This is a genomic window from Dechloromonas agitata is5 (genome assembly GCF_000519045.1).
GTDB classification, from domain to species: domain Bacteria; phylum Pseudomonadota; class Gammaproteobacteria; order Burkholderiales; family Rhodocyclaceae; genus Azonexus; species Azonexus agitatus.
The window spans coordinates 2,165,899-2,181,454 of the sequence record NZ_KI912532.1; the positions used below are offsets into that span (position 1 = coordinate 2,165,899).

11 protein-coding genes are annotated in these 15,556 nt (G+C 65.3%); 4 read left to right on the plus strand and 7 right to left on the minus strand.

Going from position 1 to position 15,556, the window contains the following annotated elements:
• Window positions 1-103 precede the first annotated feature (103 nt).
• Entirely contained in the window at window positions 104-1,237 is a 1,134-nt protein-coding gene (locus tag K420_RS21180) for a response regulator (protein WP_408605882.1), read from the plus strand.
• Between the two features lie 74 nt (window positions 1,238-1,311).
• Here K420_RS21180 and K420_RS0110595 read toward each other — a convergent pair whose 3' ends face one another.
• The 7 genes from K420_RS0110595 to K420_RS0110625 all read right to left on the minus strand — a co-directional run bounded on the left by K420_RS0110595 (window position 1,312) and on the right by K420_RS0110625 (window position 11,011).
• On the minus strand, window positions 1,312-1,887 hold the full coding sequence (locus K420_RS0110595; RefSeq protein WP_084019627.1) for a DUF4124 domain-containing protein: 576 nt from the start codon (window positions 1,885-1,887) through the stop codon (window positions 1,312-1,314).
• Between the two features lie 47 nt (window positions 1,888-1,934).
• A complete protein-coding gene (locus tag K420_RS0110600) occupies window positions 1,935-5,036 on the minus strand; it encodes an efflux RND transporter permease subunit (RefSeq protein ID WP_027458038.1) in 3,102 nt (1,033 codons plus the stop codon).
• Between the two features lie 10 nt (window positions 5,037-5,046).
• Entirely contained in the window at window positions 5,047-6,204 is a 1,158-nt protein-coding gene (locus tag K420_RS0110605) for an efflux RND transporter periplasmic adaptor subunit (protein WP_027458039.1), read from the minus strand.
• A gap of 148 nt (window positions 6,205-6,352) precedes the next feature.
• On the minus strand, window positions 6,353-7,021 hold the full coding sequence (locus tag K420_RS0110610) for an urease accessory protein UreH domain-containing protein (protein WP_027458040.1): 669 nt from the start codon (window positions 7,019-7,021) through the stop codon (window positions 6,353-6,355).
• Complete coding sequence (locus K420_RS0110615; protein ID WP_027458041.1) at window positions 7,011-8,069, minus strand: 4Fe-4S binding protein; 1,059 nt, start codon at window positions 8,067-8,069, stop codon at window positions 7,011-7,013. The genes K420_RS0110610 and K420_RS0110615 overlap by 11 nt, the downstream gene beginning before the upstream one ends.
• Window positions 8,069-8,899, minus strand: a complete 831-nt coding sequence (locus K420_RS0110620; protein ID WP_027458042.1) for a hypothetical protein — start codon at window positions 8,897-8,899, stop codon at window positions 8,069-8,071. Before K420_RS0110620 ends, K420_RS0110615 begins: the two co-directional genes overlap by 1 nt.
• 9 nt (window positions 8,900-8,908) lie before the next feature.
• The gene (locus K420_RS0110625) at window positions 8,909-11,011 is read right to left on the minus strand and encodes a TonB-dependent receptor (protein ID WP_027458043.1); all 2,103 of its coding nucleotides are present in this window, start codon (window positions 11,009-11,011) and stop codon (window positions 8,909-8,911) included.
• A gap of 106 nt (window positions 11,012-11,117) precedes the next feature.
• On the opposite strand from K420_RS0110625, the gene K420_RS0110630 reads away from it, so the two are divergent.
• From K420_RS0110630 to K420_RS18735, 3 genes are all read left to right on the plus strand, one after another.
• Window positions 11,118-12,668, plus strand: coding sequence for a transposase (locus tag K420_RS0110630; protein WP_027456290.1), 1,551 nt, complete (start codon window positions 11,118-11,120; stop codon window positions 12,666-12,668).
• A 335-nt stretch (window positions 12,669-13,003) separates the two neighbouring features.
• Window positions 13,004-14,998 carry a TonB-dependent receptor plug domain-containing protein gene (locus K420_RS0110635; protein WP_232422761.1) on the plus strand — a complete coding sequence of 665 codons (1,995 nt, stop codon included), beginning with the start codon at window positions 13,004-13,006 and terminating at the stop codon, window positions 14,996-14,998.
• A 2-nt stretch (window positions 14,999-15,000) separates the two neighbouring features.
• Entirely contained in the window at window positions 15,001-15,552 is a 552-nt protein-coding gene (locus K420_RS18735) for a YfiR family protein (RefSeq protein WP_051453077.1), read from the plus strand.
• Window positions 15,553-15,556: the final 4 nt, after the last annotated feature.

Consider the following 15,556-nt stretch of genomic DNA (forward strand, 5'->3'; position numbering starts at 1 on the left):
GGTGCTGGAGGACGGCATGATTGCGACACTGACCGACATATCCCAGTTGAAGAGTGTGCAGGCGGCATTGAACGAAGCCAAGGAGGCGGCGGAAGCTGCCAACATGGCGAAGAGCACATTCCTCGCCAACATGAGCCACGAAATTCGGACGCCGATGAATGCCATCCTCGGCTACGCGCATTTGCTCCGGCGCGGCGAGTTGACGGCAGAACAGGGTGACCGGCTGACCAAGATCGGTACGGCTGGCGAACACCTGCTGGCCGTGATCAACGACATTCTCGATATCTCCAAGATCGAGGCCGGGAAGATGGTGCTGGAGGAAACCGATTTTGCCCTGAGCGCCATTCTCGACCATGTGCAGTCGCTGATCGCCAACAGCGCCAGGGCGAAGGGGCTGACGGTCAGGATCGACTACGGCAATGTGCCGAGCATCCTGCGCGGTGACCCGACGCGCTTGCGTCAGGGATTGCTGAATTTTGCCAACAATGCCGTCAAATTCACGGAGCGTGGCACTGTCACGATACGCGCCCGGCTTCTGGAAGAGAGTGAAAGCGGCTTGCTGATCCGCTTTGAAGTGTCAGATACCGGCATCGGTATCTCGGCGCAGCAGCGTGCCGGATTATTCCGGGCTTTCCAGCAGGTCGACGCGTCGACCACGCGCAAGTATGGAGGCACCGGACTGGGGCTGGCCATTACGCAGCGGCTGGCCCGAATGATGGGGGGCGATGCGGGCGTGGAGAGCCAGCCGGGCCTCGGCAGTACCTTCTGGTTCACCGCGCGTCTTCGGCGTGGCCTATTGGCGGAGTCTGCCGAGACCAGGGATCAATCGTCGCCGGAGAGCATGATTCGGCTGCATTACGCGGGGACCCGTATCCTGCTGGTGGAGGATGATTCGATCAACCAGGAAGTGGCGCTGGCACTGCTCGAAGATACCGGCTTGAAGGTCGATGTGGCGGATAACGGCTGGCAGGCAGTCGCCAAGGCAACAGAGACTGACTATGCCTTGATCTTGATGGATATGCAGATGCCGGAGATGGGGGGTATCGAGGCCACCCAGGCGATCCGGCAACTACCGGCCCGCCAGTGGACGCCCATCGTGGCGATGACGGCCAATGCCTTCGATGAAGATCGTGAACGCTGCATCGCAGCCGGGATGAGCGATTTCATTCCCAAGCCGGTCGACCCGGAAGTGCTGTACCAGACGCTGGTGCGCTGGTTGTCCAACAGCAGCCACTAGGGGCGTCACGAGGGGGCGACAGGTTGGCCGGGGATCGGTCAGGCCCGATCGAGCCAACCGGGGCGAGGCAAGCCCTAGCAGGGCTTGCCCGGTGCGCAGATGACCTTGCTCGGGCCGCTCGGTGCGGGCTTGGCGGGCGGTGGGGGTGGTGGCCTCGGGTGCGGCCTGGGGAGCGGGTAGTGGTGCTGCGGGACGCCGTAGCCCGGCACGACATAGACCGGTTGTTGCGCGGCCGGCGGCCTGACCAAGCTGCGGCATTCGGCTTCCAGTTGCGCCCGCTGCGTGGCTTCCAGCGCTTGCACGGCAAGGTCGCGCAGGCAGGCGTCGGGATCGCCGTAACGCACCGCCGGTGGGGGGGTGGCTGCCTGGCGCTGGCTTTGCGCCTGCCGTTCGGCGGCCGCCTCGGCGCGTTGGGCGCTTTCTCGCTGGTCGACGAAAGTGCGCATCCGCGCGACGTCGCGTTCGGCCTGCTGGCGGCTCGCTTCGGGCACCGTGTCGTCGGGGCGTACCGCGACCGTGCCGCTGCCGCCCGGGCAGGGTGAATTGGAAATTTCCACCTTGCCGTTGGGCAACCGACATTTGTAGATTTCGGCGCCGGCCGGCTGGGCGAGCAGCAGGCCGGCAAGAAGGGGCAGGAGCATCCGGTGCATGGTCTCTTTATAGCTTAAACGGGGCACCGGACAACTCAGTTGACCGTTCAGTGGACGGGGTTGGCTGCCACCTCGCGCTCGACCGGGTCGCCGGATTTGTCGGTGAAGCGGTCGAGGTAGAGGTAGATGACCGGAGTGAGGTAGAGAGTCAGGAGTTGCGACAGCATCAGGCCGCCAACAACGGCCAGGCCCAGCGGCTGGCGGACTTCGGCGCCGGCACCGATGCCGAGCGCGATCGGTAGCGTGCCGACCAGGGCGGCCATGGTCGTCATCATGATCGGCCGGAAGCGGACCAGGCTGGCCTGAAAAATGGCCTCGAACGGCGGTGCGCCTTCCTTGCGCTGCTTGTCGAGGGCGAAGTCGATCATCATGATGGCGTTCTTCTTGACGATGCCGATCAGCATGATGACGCCGACGAAGGCGTAGAGGCTGAGGTCAACCTTGAAGATGAGCAGGGTGATCAGCGCGCCGAGGCCGGCCGAGGGTAGGCCGGAGAGGATGGTCAGCGGGTGGATGAAGCTCTCGTACAGCACGCCGAGGACCAGATAGACGACCAGCACGGCAACCAGCAGCAGGATGCCGAGGCCTTGCAGCGAGGACTGGAAGGCCTGCGCGGTGCCTTGCAGGCTGGTGGTCAGCGACACCGGGACACGGACTTCCTGCTCCAGCGCCTTGATGCGGTCGACGGCATCGCCCAGCGAGACGCCGGGCAGCAGGTTGAAGGAGATGGTGACCGATGGCAGCTGGCCCTGGTGGTTGACGGTCAGGGCCTGCGTCTTGCGGGTGAAGCGGGCTACCGTATCGAGCGGGATCAGCTTGCCGCCACCGCGCACGTAGATGCGGGACAGGGCCTGCGGATCAGCCTGAAATTCCGGGGCGACTTCGAGGATAACCTGGTACTGCGCCGTCGAGCCATAGATGGTCGATACCTGGCGGGCGCTGAAGGCGCTCTGCAGGGCGTCCTCGACCTGCCCGAAGGTCAGGCCGAGCGAGGAGAGCTTGTCGCGGTCGATATCGACGCCGACCACCGGGCTGAGATTGCTCAGGTTGTTGGTGACATCGACGAAGCCGGGCAACTGGCGGATCTTCTGGGTCAGCGTGCCGGTCCATTCGTACAGTTCGTCGAGGTCGGTATCCTGCAGCGTGTATTGGTACTGTGCGGCGGTGATCTGGCCGCCGATGCGGATCACCGGCGGGTTCTGCATATAGACCTTGATGCCCGGTAGGGCGGCCAGCTTGGGGCGCAGACGCTGGATGATCTGGTCCGGCGTCGATTTCCGCTCGTCCTGCGGCTTGAGGATCATGAACACCGTGCCGGTGTTGGCGGTCGGCCGAATGCCGCCGGCACCGACGGACGACATGAACGACGCGATGTCCGGTTCCTGGGCGACGATCTCCGCCACCGCCCGCTGGTGGGCGACCATCGAGGTGAAGGAGGCATCCTGGGCACCCTCGGTGAAGGCGATGATCTGGCCGGAATCGCCGCTCGGGATGAAGTCCTTGGGCACCTGGGTGAACAAATAGCCGGTGAGCAGCAGTGTGGCAACGAAACTGGCCAGGATGGTGCGCGGGTGGGCCATCGCCAGCTTCAGCGTTTTCTCGTAGCCGGCGAGCAGGGCGGCGAAGAAGCGTTCGAACATCTGGAAGACGCGGCCGTGCGATTCGGGCTCGGCATGGCGGATATAGCGGCTGCACAACATCGGCGTCAGGGTCAGCGAGACGAAGCCGGAAACCAGGATGGCGACGCAGATGGTGACGGCGAATTCATGCAGCAGGCGGCCGACGATGCCCTGCATGAAGAGCACCGGGATGAACACGGCGATCAGCGAAATGGTCATCGAAATGATCGTGAAGCCGATTTCCTGGGCCCCCTTGATCGCCGCCTGGAAGGGCGGTTCGCCGGCCTCGACGTGGCGCACGATGTTTTCCAGCATGACGATGGCGTCATCGACGACGAAGCCGACGGAGAGCGTCAGGGCGAGCAGCGACAGGTTGTCCAGGCTGTAGCCGAGCACCGACATCGCGGCAAAGGTGCCGACCACCGAGATGGGCAGCGCCAGGCTGGGGATGACGGTGGCCGACAGGTTGCGCAGGAAGAGCAGGATGACCAGGATGACCAGCACGGCTGACAAGACCAGCGTGAACTGCACGTCGTCGATGGCGTGGCGGATCGAGTTGCTGCGGTCGAACAGGATGTTCATGTTCACCGCCGCCGGCAGCTTGGCCTGGAAGGAGGGCAGGATGCGCTTGATGGCATCGACCGTCTCGATGGTGTTGGCGCCCGGCTGGCGCTGCACGGCGAGCACGATGGCGCGCTTGTCCACGTTCCAGCTGGCGATGCGGATGTTCTCCACGCTGTCGATCGGTGTCGCCACGTCTTCCAGACGGACCGGCGCGCCGTTGCGCCAGGTGACGATCAACGGCCGGTAGGCGGCGGCGTTGCTGAGCTGGCCGTTGTCCTTCAGGGCGAAGGTCTGGCGGCTGCCGTCGAGCTGGCCGACCGGCTGGTTGACGTTGCCTTGGGCGATGGCCTGCTGCAGTTCGTCGATGCCGATGCCGCGCGCGGCCAGCTGATCCGGATTGGCCTGGACACGGACCGCGTATTTCTGCGAGCCGTAGATCTGCACCTGGGCAACGCCGGGAACGGTCGACAGCCGTTGCGCCAGCTGGGTTTCGGCGTACTCATGGACCAGCGACAACGGCAGGGTTGGCGACGACATCGCGATGTAGAAGATCGGCGAATCGGCCGGGTTCACCTTGCGGAAGGAGGGCGGTGCCGGCATGTTCGGCGGCAGCTTGCGCTGGGCGGCCGAAATGGCCGACTGCACGTCCTGGGCGGCGGCGTCGATGTTGCGGTCGAGGGCGAACTGCAGCGTGATGGTGGTCGAGCCCTGGGCGCTGGTCGAGGTCATCGAGTCCAGCCCGGCGATGGTCGAGAACTGGCCTTCGAGCGGCGTGGCGACGGCGGCGGCCATGGTTTCCGGCGAGGCGCCGGGCAGGCTGGCGCTGACCGAGATGGTCGGGAAATCGACGGCCGGCAGCTCGGAAACCGGCAGCGAACGGTAGCCGATGATGCCGAAGATGAGCAGGGCCACCATCATCAGGGTGGTCATTACCGGCCGGCGGATGCACAGTTCGGGCAGCGTCATGGCGCCTACCTCACTTCGCCGGGGTGGCGGCGGCGGCCGGGGCAGCTTCGCCGGCTGGCTTGGCCTTGACCGTGGCACCCGGCGTCAGGCGTAGCTGGCCGTCGGTGACGACCATTTCACCTGCCGCGACGCCCTTGGCGATGGCCGTCCTGCCCTGGTGGCTGGCAATGACCTCCAGCTTGCGAACCTCGACCGTGTCATCAGCCTTCACCACGTACAGGAAATTGCCGTCGGCCCCCTGCTGGACGGCTTCGTTCGGCACCAGCACGGCGTCGCGTACCTGGTCGAGCACCATGCTGACGTTCAGGAACTGGCCGGGCGTCAGGCGCGCCTGCTTGTTGTCGAGCACGGCCTTCATCTGGATGGTGCCGGTTGTCGCATCGACCGCGTTGTCGATGAAGCGCGCCCGGGCCTCGAAGCTGGCATTCTTGTTGCCCGGCAGGGCGAGTTGCACGGCCATCGGCCCCTGGCTGACCGCCCGGCGCAGGCCATGCAGGTGGCGCTCCGGTACGGCGAAGGTGACATAGAGCGGGTCGATGCGATTGACGACGGCAAGCGCCGTGTCGTTGGTCTTGACCGTCGAGCCGGGGAAAACCAGCCGGGCGCCGACGATGCCGGAGAAGGGGGCGCGGATGCTGGTGTAGGAAAGCTGCAGGCGGGCCAGTTCGAGCGCCGCCTGGTCGGCCTTCAGGGTCGCGGCGGCCGCGGCCTCGTTGGTGCGGATCTCGTTGACCTTCTCGTCCGACACGAAGCCACGCGCCTTGAGGCCCTGGTAGCGTTCCAGGTCGGCCTTCGCCTTGGCCAGTTGCGCCTGGTCACGGGCGACCACTGCCTCGGCCTGCGCCAACCGGGCTTCCAGGTCGGCCGGGTCGAGGCGGAGCAGCACGTCGCCCTGCCTGACGGCCTGCCCCTCGGTATAGGCCACGCTCAGCACCTGCCCGTCGATACGCGACTTGACGGTGACGCCCTCGTAGGCCTCGGCACGGCCGACGACGTTCAAATGGATCGGCATCTCGCCGCTCTGTGCCTGGGCGACGATGACCGGCACCGGCGGGGCGGCCTTGTTCTTGGCCGGGGCAGCGGCTCTTTGCGTGGACCACAACCCGTAAGCGCCGCCAAGCAGGGCGATGGCAACGAGGGTGACGAGCGGCTTGTTGATTTTTGGCATGGTCGAAACGCCGGGGGGGCGCGAGGGCGGACGAGATGGGCGAGAATAGCCCGAAGGGTCGCGCCAGGCGGCCCTTCGGGTGATTAGAAGCGAATCGTAACATTCCCGCCGGGGAGGCTGCCCGCTCCCCGTGCACGCTTGCCGCTTGTCAGGCGAGCAGGCGGCGGATGCCGAGCAGGATCAGCACGGCGGCCGAAGCCCAGACCAGCCAGCGCGACAGCCAGGGGCGGCCGGCGCGCAGCTCGCGGCCAAGACGGCCGGCCAGCGGCACGAGGATCAGGATCGGCGTCATCGCCGCGCCCAGACCGAAGGCCAGGCCATAGCCGGCGCCGGCGGCGGTACTGCCGCTCTGGGCGGCGAGGGCGAGCAGCGAGGCGAGTGGCGTGCACGGCGTGAGGGCCAGCGTGGCACCCAGCGCGAAAGGCGGGGCTGCATCGGCCCGGCCGTGGAAGCGCAGCGGCTGGACGGCCGGCCGTTTCGGCGCGCAACCCTGGCGGCGGGACTTGAACAGCAGCCACAGCCCGGCCCCGATGCTGGCGCCGCCGATCAAGGCATTGCCCCAGGTGCCGCCCAGCGCCTTGGCCAGACCGAGGCCGGCCAGCCCGGCCGAGGCGGCGAGCAGGGTATACATCAGCACCCGTCCGGCCAGGAAGACCACGGCATGGCGAAAGGCTTCGGCCGTGCCGCTCGCCCGGCCAAGCGCCCAGGTGCCCATGAAGGGCAGGCAGGTGACGGTGCAGGCGGTCAGCCCCATCGACACGCCGAGCAGCCAGACGGTGCCGAGGCCGACCTGGCCGGCGGCGAGTTCATCGAGCATCGGTCGCCTCGCTGCGTTTCACGAAGCGCACCGGCTTGACGCTGCCATCCGGCAATTCGCCCTTGACCTTGTTCTTGTAGTACTCGCGGCGTGACGAGAACAAGGTGACCGGCCCCCATTTGAGGCGGATGGTGCCGTCCTGCGGGCAGTATTCGGCGCAACGGCCGCATAGCGTGCAGTCCTCGGTGTAGGCCTTGCGCCCCTCGTGCAGCGAGATTTCCTGAATATCCATCGGGCAGGCTTCGCTGCAGATGCGGCACTGGCCGCAGTTCTCGTGCTGCGTCTTGGCCAGGCGCAGGGGCGACAGGCGCTGGAACAGCGAATTGAAGGCGAGCAGGGGGCAGATGCGGCAGAAGGGTTGGCGAATGGCCAGGGCGCCCATTAGCATGAAGCCGATCAGGAAATCGGCCGTCGCGCCGAGTGCAAAACTCCAGCCATCGCCGACGCGCAGCGCCAGCTGGTCGGTGTTGCCGGTGAGCAGCGTGGTCGCCACCCGCGACGGACAGATGTCGCAGTACGGATTGCCGAGCGCATGCGGCGTGACGCCCAGGCCGGTGAGCAGCGGCAGCAGGAAGACCAGGCCGAGCAACAGCAGCCACTTGACCGGGCGAACCCGGCGTCCGGCGACCAGATCACCTTCCTCCAGCCGGCGCAGGCCGAAGCCGAAGCGGCGGCCGATCATGCCGACCATTTCCTGCAGCGTGCCGAGCGGGCAGACCCAGCCGCAGAACGCCTTGCCGAGCACGAAGAAGAAGGCGAAGAAGGCCAGGAAGCTCATCAGCAGCGGCAGGATCATCGTGAAGGTGAGCTGCTGGGCGCGCACCATCGCTTCGCCGATGCGATGGTGCAGGATGTGCTGGGTCGGAATCAGCACGCAGTAGCCGCCGTTCATCTGGTCATAGGCGCAGGACAGCGCCGGCAGCGCGTTGGATATCTTGCCGGCCATGTAGGTGCCGACGATAACGCTGCCGTATACCGTGACGAAGAGCATGACCAGCTGCACCGCGAAGCGTAGCCGGGAGAGGGTGGGAAAGAGGGTTTTCAGCATCATTGCTCCTTGCCGTTCTGGCGGCGGCGCAGCAGCGGCAGGGCGCCGAGCATGCCGGCCAGGCCGAAGGCGGCGCCCCAGGCGAGGCTGCGACCACGCTCGCCGTCCGGGCCGTAGCTGTGATTGAAGGTCGTGACGAAATGACGGTCGCCGTCCTGGCGCTCGGTGCTCAGCACGAAACCGGCCTTGGCGCGGTTGTGTCCCTCGCCCTCGGCCTCCGGCGGAAAATCGCGGGGGAAGAGCACGGTGGCGACCCCCGCGCTATCCGTCGTGAAGTGGGTTCGCGTACCACGCTCGGTTTCCATCCGGACCACCTGGCCCGCCAACGGCTGCCCGGCATAACGGACGATGAAGCGCCATTTCTCGCTTTCGCGATAGTTGGCGTGTTCGCGCGGCAACGGGTCGGGCACGATCTCCAGTTCGCTCTTGGCGCGCTGCAGCAGCTCGACCGGGGCCGGGCCAGGGTTGCTCGAATACCAGACGGTGCTGGCGACGGCGACATGGGCCGGGGTTTCCGCCCGGGCGCTGAGCCAGTGGTAGTTGCCGGATTCGGGCGCCGTGCTGCGCAGGCGGGCCGCCCCGGCCTCGACCGGGAAGGCCTGCTCGCCGCCGCGCGGGCCGAAGACGCGAATCTCGGTGGCCGGCAAGCCGACCGGCCGGAACTGCGCCGCGGCACGTTCGCCGCGGCCACCCGGTACGGCGACGATCAGCGGCTGGCTGGTCCAGGCCGTGGTCGCCGGGCCGGACGGGCGGCCGTGCTGGCCATGCTGCTGCGCCAACGCCGAAGCGCTCGCCGCCAGCAGCACCAGCAGGAATGCGGTGCGATGCATGGTCGTCTCCTAGCGGAAGTCGTAGCGGTAGGTCAGCATCAGGGCGCGCGGGGCGCCGACCGTGTAGGTCACCCGGCCGGTCGTGTCCTTCTTGGCTTCTGCCGCATAGCGCTCGTTGAACAGGTTGTCGGCGTTCAGGGTCAGCGAATGCTGCTGGAACTGGTAGCCGAGCGAGGCGTTCACGATCCACTCCCAGCCTTCGTACTTCTGGGTGTTGGCGCTGTCCATCCAGTATTCGCCCCAGGTGTTGGCCGAGACGCGCGCGCGCCAGCCGCCCTGTTTCCAGCCGGCGAAGACGCCGTACTGGTTGCGCGGCACGAACGGCAGCGTGTTGCCAGCCCGTTCCTGATTCACCGTCGTGGCGCCGACGCGCACCGGTTCGGAGAATTCCGTGTAGCGATACTTGGTATAGCTGTAATAGCCACCCAGTTCCCAGTGCTTGTCGAGCGCATAGCGGCCGGCGAACTCGAAGCCTTTCTTGTCGGTCTTGCCGGCATTCAGGTAGGTCGTCACGCCGCCGTTGCTCTGCTGCACGATGTCCTTGCTCACCGGATTGACGTAGACGCTGGTATCGAAGGACCAGTCGGCGGCGCGAGCCTTCAGGCCGATTTCGTAATTGCGGGCGATGGGAGCTTCCAGCGCCGGGTTGGTCGATACTTCGCTGAACGACGGAATCTGGCCGGCCTGGGCCGCCATTGCATAGACGTTCAAGCCGGGCAGCAGGCGATAGCTGGCGGCAATTTTCGGGGCCGGCAGGTAGAAGGTCTTGCTGATCTGCGTCGTGCCGGCACCGGCGACATATTTACCGGAGGCGTAGTCGTACTTCCGGAACTGCTGGTTGTTGTCGTCGAAATCGACGATGTCGTAGCGCATGCCGGCGTCGACGATCCAGCGCTCGTTCGGGCGCCAGGATTCCTGGAGATAGACGCCGGTCAGCAGGGTCGTTGCGTCGTCGATTTCGGCCAGGCGGCCTTTCGCATCGGAGCGGGTGGCGACGATGCGGCCGCCGCCGCCCGTGGTGACATCGCGATATTCGTATTTGCGCGAATCCGGGGCGCGCTCCTGCCGCGCCGTGATGCCGGCGACCAGGGTGCCCTGGGCATGGCGGTAGTTGCCTTCGAGATCCATGCCAAGGTTGGAAACCCAGGATTCGGTTTCGTTGATGATGCCGGTGACCGGGTGGTAGTGGTACCAGGTGTTGTAGTAGAGGCGCGGCTTGAAGGTGAAGTCGCCGCGCCGCATTTCCAGGCGGCTGTTGAGGAACCAGACCTTGGAGTAGCGGCCGGAATGCTTCCAGGCTTCCGAGGTGCCGGTCTGCTTGCCAGTCTGCTTGAAGGTCTGGAACATGGCCTCATCGACCGCCCCCGGCAACTGCATGTCGGATTCGGCGTAGGACACTTCACTTTCGAGGATGTCGCCGTCGCCCAACTGGATGCCGTGCTTGAGCGAGGCTTGCGTGGTTTCGAAGCGGTTCCAGGTGCGCCAGTCGTTATCCATCTCGCGGCGGGTCACGGTCAGGGCCAGGGCCTGGCGGTCGTCGATCATGCCGCCGACGCGCAGGTGGTAGTTCTGGGTGCCGAGGTTGCCGGCGCCGATCTTCAGGTTGTTGGCCTGGGTGTCGAAAACCGACTTGGAAATGATCTGGATCGCGCCGCCCGCACTGCCCGCCGCGAACAGATTGCCCGGGCCCTTGGCGATCTCGATGCGCTCGATGTCCTGCGTATCGACAAAATCGAGGCGGGTGAAGCTGTCCGGGTCGGAGAGCGGTACGCCGTCGCGCAGCACCTGGATCTCGCGGATGCCGTAGGCCGCCTTGAGACCGGCGCCGCGGATGATCAGGCGGGCGTCGAAGCCGCCGTTCTTGCTGTCGATCAGCACGCCGGGCACTTCCTGCAGCGCCTCCTTGACGTTGAACATCTTCTTGTCGGCCAGCGTCTCCTTGCCGACGACGGCGATCGCCTGCGGTACATCGCCGGTCGAGCGTGTTTCGCGCGTTGCGGTGACCGAGACCTCATCGAGTACCTTGCCCGCATCGCTGGCCAGAACGCCTGTCGTGGCCAGCGAACAGGCACAGAGCACCCCGAACGGCGCCATTCCCTTTTTGTTCTTCATGAACTCCCCTTGTTTGCTTTTATCCTAAAAATCTCAGTTGGTGATGTGCAGCTTGCTCGAACCGCTGGCAGGCTATGGGTTTGCTGTTGATCGAGGGAGTCACCCGATGGGTGAGTCGAAATTGAAGCGTCTGGACGCCGAGGAAATGCTTTTGTCGTGTGCGGGGGTGCAGACGGCGGGCGGTCGCGTGCGTGTTCGCTGGGAAGCAGATGGCGCGGCCACGCCGATGGGGCAACTGGCGTACTTCATCGAGTTCCTGACCCTGACGGGGCTGTGGTCGGGCTGGCAGGATCGCTGCCCGCTGTCGTACTCGAGCCCGAACGCACCGACCAGGGCCGATGTGCTCGGCACCTGGATGCTGTCGATTCTGTCGGGGCACCGGCGCTACTCGCACGTCACGACGATTCGCTGTGACGGGGTCAATCCGGGGCTGCTGGGGATGAACAAGGTGATCAGCGAGGATGCGCTGCGCCGGGCGCTGGTGGCGATTCCCGAAGACAAAGGGGTGAGCTGGCTCGACGACCACCTGCGCGAGAGCACCGCGCCCTTGCTCGATGTGCCCTGGATTCTGGACATCGACACAACGATCAAGCCGCTGTACGGCAAGCAGGAGGGGGCGGTCGTGTCGTACAACCCGAAGAAGCCGGGGCGGCCTTCGCACAGTTACCACACCTACCTGATGGCCGGGCTGCGCCTGGTGATGGGGGTCGAGGTCAAGGCGGGCAACGAGCACTCGGGCAGTCACACCTTGCCCGGTCTGCTCAGGATCCTCGATGAACTGCCCGCCCATCAGCGGCCCAAAATCGTGCGCGGCGATTGCGGTTTCGGGTCGGACGGCATCATGCGCGAGCTCGAAGCGCGCGCGCAGCCCTATCTGTTCAAGCTGCGCCTGTCGAAGAACGTCAAGCGCCACATCGAGCGTCTGTTCCGGGTCTCGGGCTGGTGCGATGCCGGTCAGGGCTGGGAAGGGATCGACAGCACGCTGGCACTCACCGGCTGGGAGGACAAGCGCCGCGTGGTCGTGCTGCGTCGCGCCTTGAAGGGCGAGATGCTCGTCGCCCAGGAGGACAACGGTCAGCAATTGCTGGGCTTCATCGAGGCCGACCGCAAGGGCGCAAAGCGCATCACCGGCTACGAGTACGCCGTGCTGGTCACGAATCTGGACCACGAAATCCTCTCGCTCGGCCAGCTCTACCGTGACCGGGCCGACGCGGAGAACGCCTTCGACGAGCTCAAGAACCAGTGGGGCTGGGGTGGCTTCACCACGCACGATCTGCATCGCTGCCAACTGTCCGCGCGTGCCGTGGCGCTGATCTACAACTGGTGGAGTCTGTTCGTGCGCCTGGCCAACCCCGAAGCCCGACTCGAGGCCATCACCAGCCGGCCCTGGTTGATGTCCTCGGTCGGTCGGCGCACCGAGCATGCCGGCCAGACCACGATCACGCTCACTGGCCAGCATGCCTACTTCGACAAGGCCCGGCAGGTGCTCGTGCGCGTGTCCAGCCAGCTTCAAGCCTGGATGAGCGAAGCTGCGGAGCAGTTCACCGCCCCATCGGTCTGGCTGCGCTGTTGCGACCATCTCAAGCGCACCATCGCGGCCATCGGGCCACCGGCACCCCTTCGTTTGCTGACCGATCATGCAAACCGGGTGGGGTAACTGAGGTTTTTAGGTTTATGGAAAGGGGGGAATATTAGATATGCCTTACGTAATAGATATGCGGCACGTTGTCACATGCGACAACGTGTCGCAGCGAGGGTTTTGATCATCCCGACGGTGGACGGTATTGCCTGATCGATGACGAAAATCCCGGGAAATTTCGCTATGACGATTAACGCCGGGCGATTGCCTGTGCATAATTCCGGTTTTTCGTTTTCGACGATTTTTCGGCTTGCCAGGGTCGCGTTCGGAGCCCGGTGTTGCCGTCGCCTTCCCATGAAACCATTCGCTTTCGCCCGGTCTGTGGTGACTTCGCTCAAGCAGCGGGGCAGACGTTGAGCTCCCGTCGCCAGGGCTCCCGGCCGCTGCTTGGCGTGCTGGCCATGACGCTGGTGTTGTGCCTGCCGACCGGAACGGCCCGGGCGACCGGGGAGGAGGACCTGAGCGCCGTTCCCTTCGCGCAACTGGTTCAGCGCGAGGTGGTGTCCGCCTCGACGCTGGTCCGCCAGATCAGCGATTCCCCTTCCGCCGTCGCCATCGTCACGGCCGAGGACATCCGCGCCTACGGCTACCGGAGCATCGCCGACGTGATCAACGGCATGCGCGGCCTGTATATCACCGGCGATCGCCGCTACGCGTACATGGGTGGGCGCGGCTTCGGCGCGCCGGGGGATTACACCGGGCGCATCATGGTGCTGATCGATGGCTACGTGACGCAGGACAGCCTGTTCAACCAGGCCTACATCGACGAATCCGGCCTGCTCGACCTGGCCCTGGTCGAACGCGTCGAGTACGTGCCCGGCACCGGTTCGGTGACCTATGGCAACAATGCCATGCTCGGCATCATCAACATCGTCACCCGCAAGGGTGGCAGCCTGAACGCCTTGCAACTGTCCACCGAGGCCGGCAGCCACGATGCCTACCGGCAGCGGGTGAGCTACGGCAAGCGCTTCGAGAACGGGGCCGACGTCGTGCTTTCGGCCTCCAGCTACGATGCCGCCGGACAGAACCTGTACTTCCCGGCCTACGATACGCCGGCTACCAACGGCGGCTGGGCGAACGGCATCGACGGCGAGCGCAACAAGCGCTTCTTCGGCAAGTTTTCTTACGAAGGCTTGGTTGTCGAGGCGGGTTATGTGGATCGCCAGAAAACGGTGCCGACCAAGGCGACGGCATATTCGGTCTTTAACACCCCGTTTACCATCGATGACGCGAACGGCTACCTGAACGCCAGTTACGAAACCGATATCGGCTTGTATCTGTATTCGGCATCCCGTTTTTATTTCGGCCACTACGCCCATGAAGGGCATCGGGTCATCGACGATCTGACGACACCCTATGCCCAGCGGAAACACCGCGCCGAATGGTGGGGGCTGGATCAGAAGTTTGTCGGCAAGTGGTTCGCCAATCATTCCATCCTGTTCGGGATGGAGTATCGCAATGACTTCAGCCAATACCTGAGCCGGGCGTATTTCTATCCAGACGGGACCATCGACAGCGCCAGCCGCGTCAGGGAAAACTACGCGCGAAACACGACGAGTGTTTATGTCGCCGATGAATACCGTTTTCATGACCGCTGGCGCCTGAATGTCGGTGCCCGCTTTGACAAGGCGAGCGATCTGGACGGCAATTGGAGTCCCCGTGTCGCGCTGATTTTCCAGCCTGATTTCCGCACGACCCTGAAGGCCTCCTACAGCGAGGCGTTTCGCATGCCGAATGCCGACGATCGTTCTTTCTACGGTACGCAAGCGATGCCCGAGTACGTCAAGGCCAAGGAGTTCGTGGCCCAGCACGACCTCGACCGGCGCATGCGCCTGACCGGAACGGTCTACGAATATCGGCGCATGGACCAGATGATCGATGTGACCGGCAACGGCGATTACGCCGCCGTCGGCAACAGCCGTTCGCGTGGCCTGGAACTGGAATTCGAGGCGCGCTGGGACAATGGGGTTCGGCTGCGCAGCAGCGGCGCCTGGCAGGATGCGCGGGATACCACTGGTCAGGATGCGGTTAATTCGCCCAACGTGCTGGGCAAGTTCCAGATCACCGCGCCGCTGCCCGGGGACTGGTTGCGCGCCGGCCTGGAAACCCAGTACCTGGGCGCCCGCCTGACGGCCGAACGGCGTCGGCTGGGCGGAGTGGCACTGGCCAACCTGACCTTCACCAATGCCCGGTCATGGCATGGGGTGACCGCCTCGTTCAGCGTCCGCAACCTGTTCGACCGCGACTACGAGGTCGTTTCCCCCTTCACCTGGGCGCCGGGGACGGGCATCGACAGCCTGCGCATGGACGGCCGGACCTACTGGGTCCAGCTCAACCTGGATCTCTGACAATGATGCGCCGCCTGCTTGCCCTGCTCGCGATGTGGATCAGCCTGGCGGCCAACGCTCAGGTAGTGTCCGAGCACGACATGAAGGCGGCCTACCTGTACAACTTCGCCCATCTCTTCGACTGGCCGGAATCGTCGCGCGCCAACTTCCATCTCTGCGTGCTGGGGGAGGAGGACGTCGGCGCGGCCTTGCAGCGTTTCGACGAGCGGCGGGTGGACGGCAAACGCATCGTCATCGCCCGGCTGAGCAGCCTGGCCCCGATCCGCCTGTGCGACATCCTCTACGTCGGGGTTGGCGAGCTGCCCAGCCTGCCCAAAATTCGCAGCACGCTGGGCAGCCAGCCGACCCTCGTCGTCACCGACCGCGGCAACCTGCCGGCCGTGGGCGTGATGCTCGGTATCGAGAACAGTCGCCTGGTGTTCGACGTCAATCTCGAACAGTGCGAACGCGCCGGCCTCAAGGCCAAGCCTACCCTGCTCGGCTTTGCGCGCAGCGTGCGCCGGGCGGGCGAAGCCGAGGCCCGGCCGCTGCCGGCCAGCCTGCCCGGCAAATAAAAAC

What these genes read in the sequence shown, in the direction of transcription:
- K420_RS21180 (WP_408605882.1), top strand. Translation starts at nt 104, where the DNA reads ATGGCGAAGAGCACATTCCTCGCCAACATGAGCCACGAAATTCGGACG.
- K420_RS0110600 (WP_027458038.1), bottom strand. Translation starts at nt 5,036, where the DNA reads ATGACGCTGCCCGAACTGTGCATCCGCCGGCCGGTAATGACCACCCTG.
- K420_RS0110630 (WP_027456290.1), top strand. Translation starts at nt 11,118, where the DNA reads ATGGGTGAGTCGAAATTGAAGCGTCTGGACGCCGAGGAAATGCTTTTG.
- K420_RS0110615 (WP_027458041.1), bottom strand. Translation starts at nt 8,069, where the DNA reads ATGCTGAAAACCCTCTTTCCCACCCTCTCCCGGCTACGCTTCGCGGTG.
- K420_RS0110595 (WP_084019627.1), bottom strand. Translation starts at nt 1,887, where the DNA reads ATGCACCGGATGCTCCTGCCCCTTCTTGCCGGCCTGCTGCTCGCCCAG.
- K420_RS0110605 (WP_027458039.1), bottom strand. Translation starts at nt 6,204, where the DNA reads ATGCCAAAAATCAACAAGCCGCTCGTCACCCTCGTTGCCATCGCCCTG.
- K420_RS0110610 (WP_027458040.1), bottom strand. Translation starts at nt 7,021, where the DNA reads ATGCTCGATGAACTCGCCGCCGGCCAGGTCGGCCTCGGCACCGTCTGG.
- K420_RS0110620 (WP_027458042.1), bottom strand. Translation starts at nt 8,899, where the DNA reads ATGCATCGCACCGCATTCCTGCTGGTGCTGCTGGCGGCGAGCGCTTCG.
- K420_RS0110625 (WP_027458043.1), bottom strand. Translation starts at nt 11,011, where the DNA reads ATGAAGAACAAAAAGGGAATGGCGCCGTTCGGGGTGCTCTGTGCCTGT.
- K420_RS18735 (WP_051453077.1), top strand. Translation starts at nt 15,001, where the DNA reads ATGATGCGCCGCCTGCTTGCCCTGCTCGCGATGTGGATCAGCCTGGCG.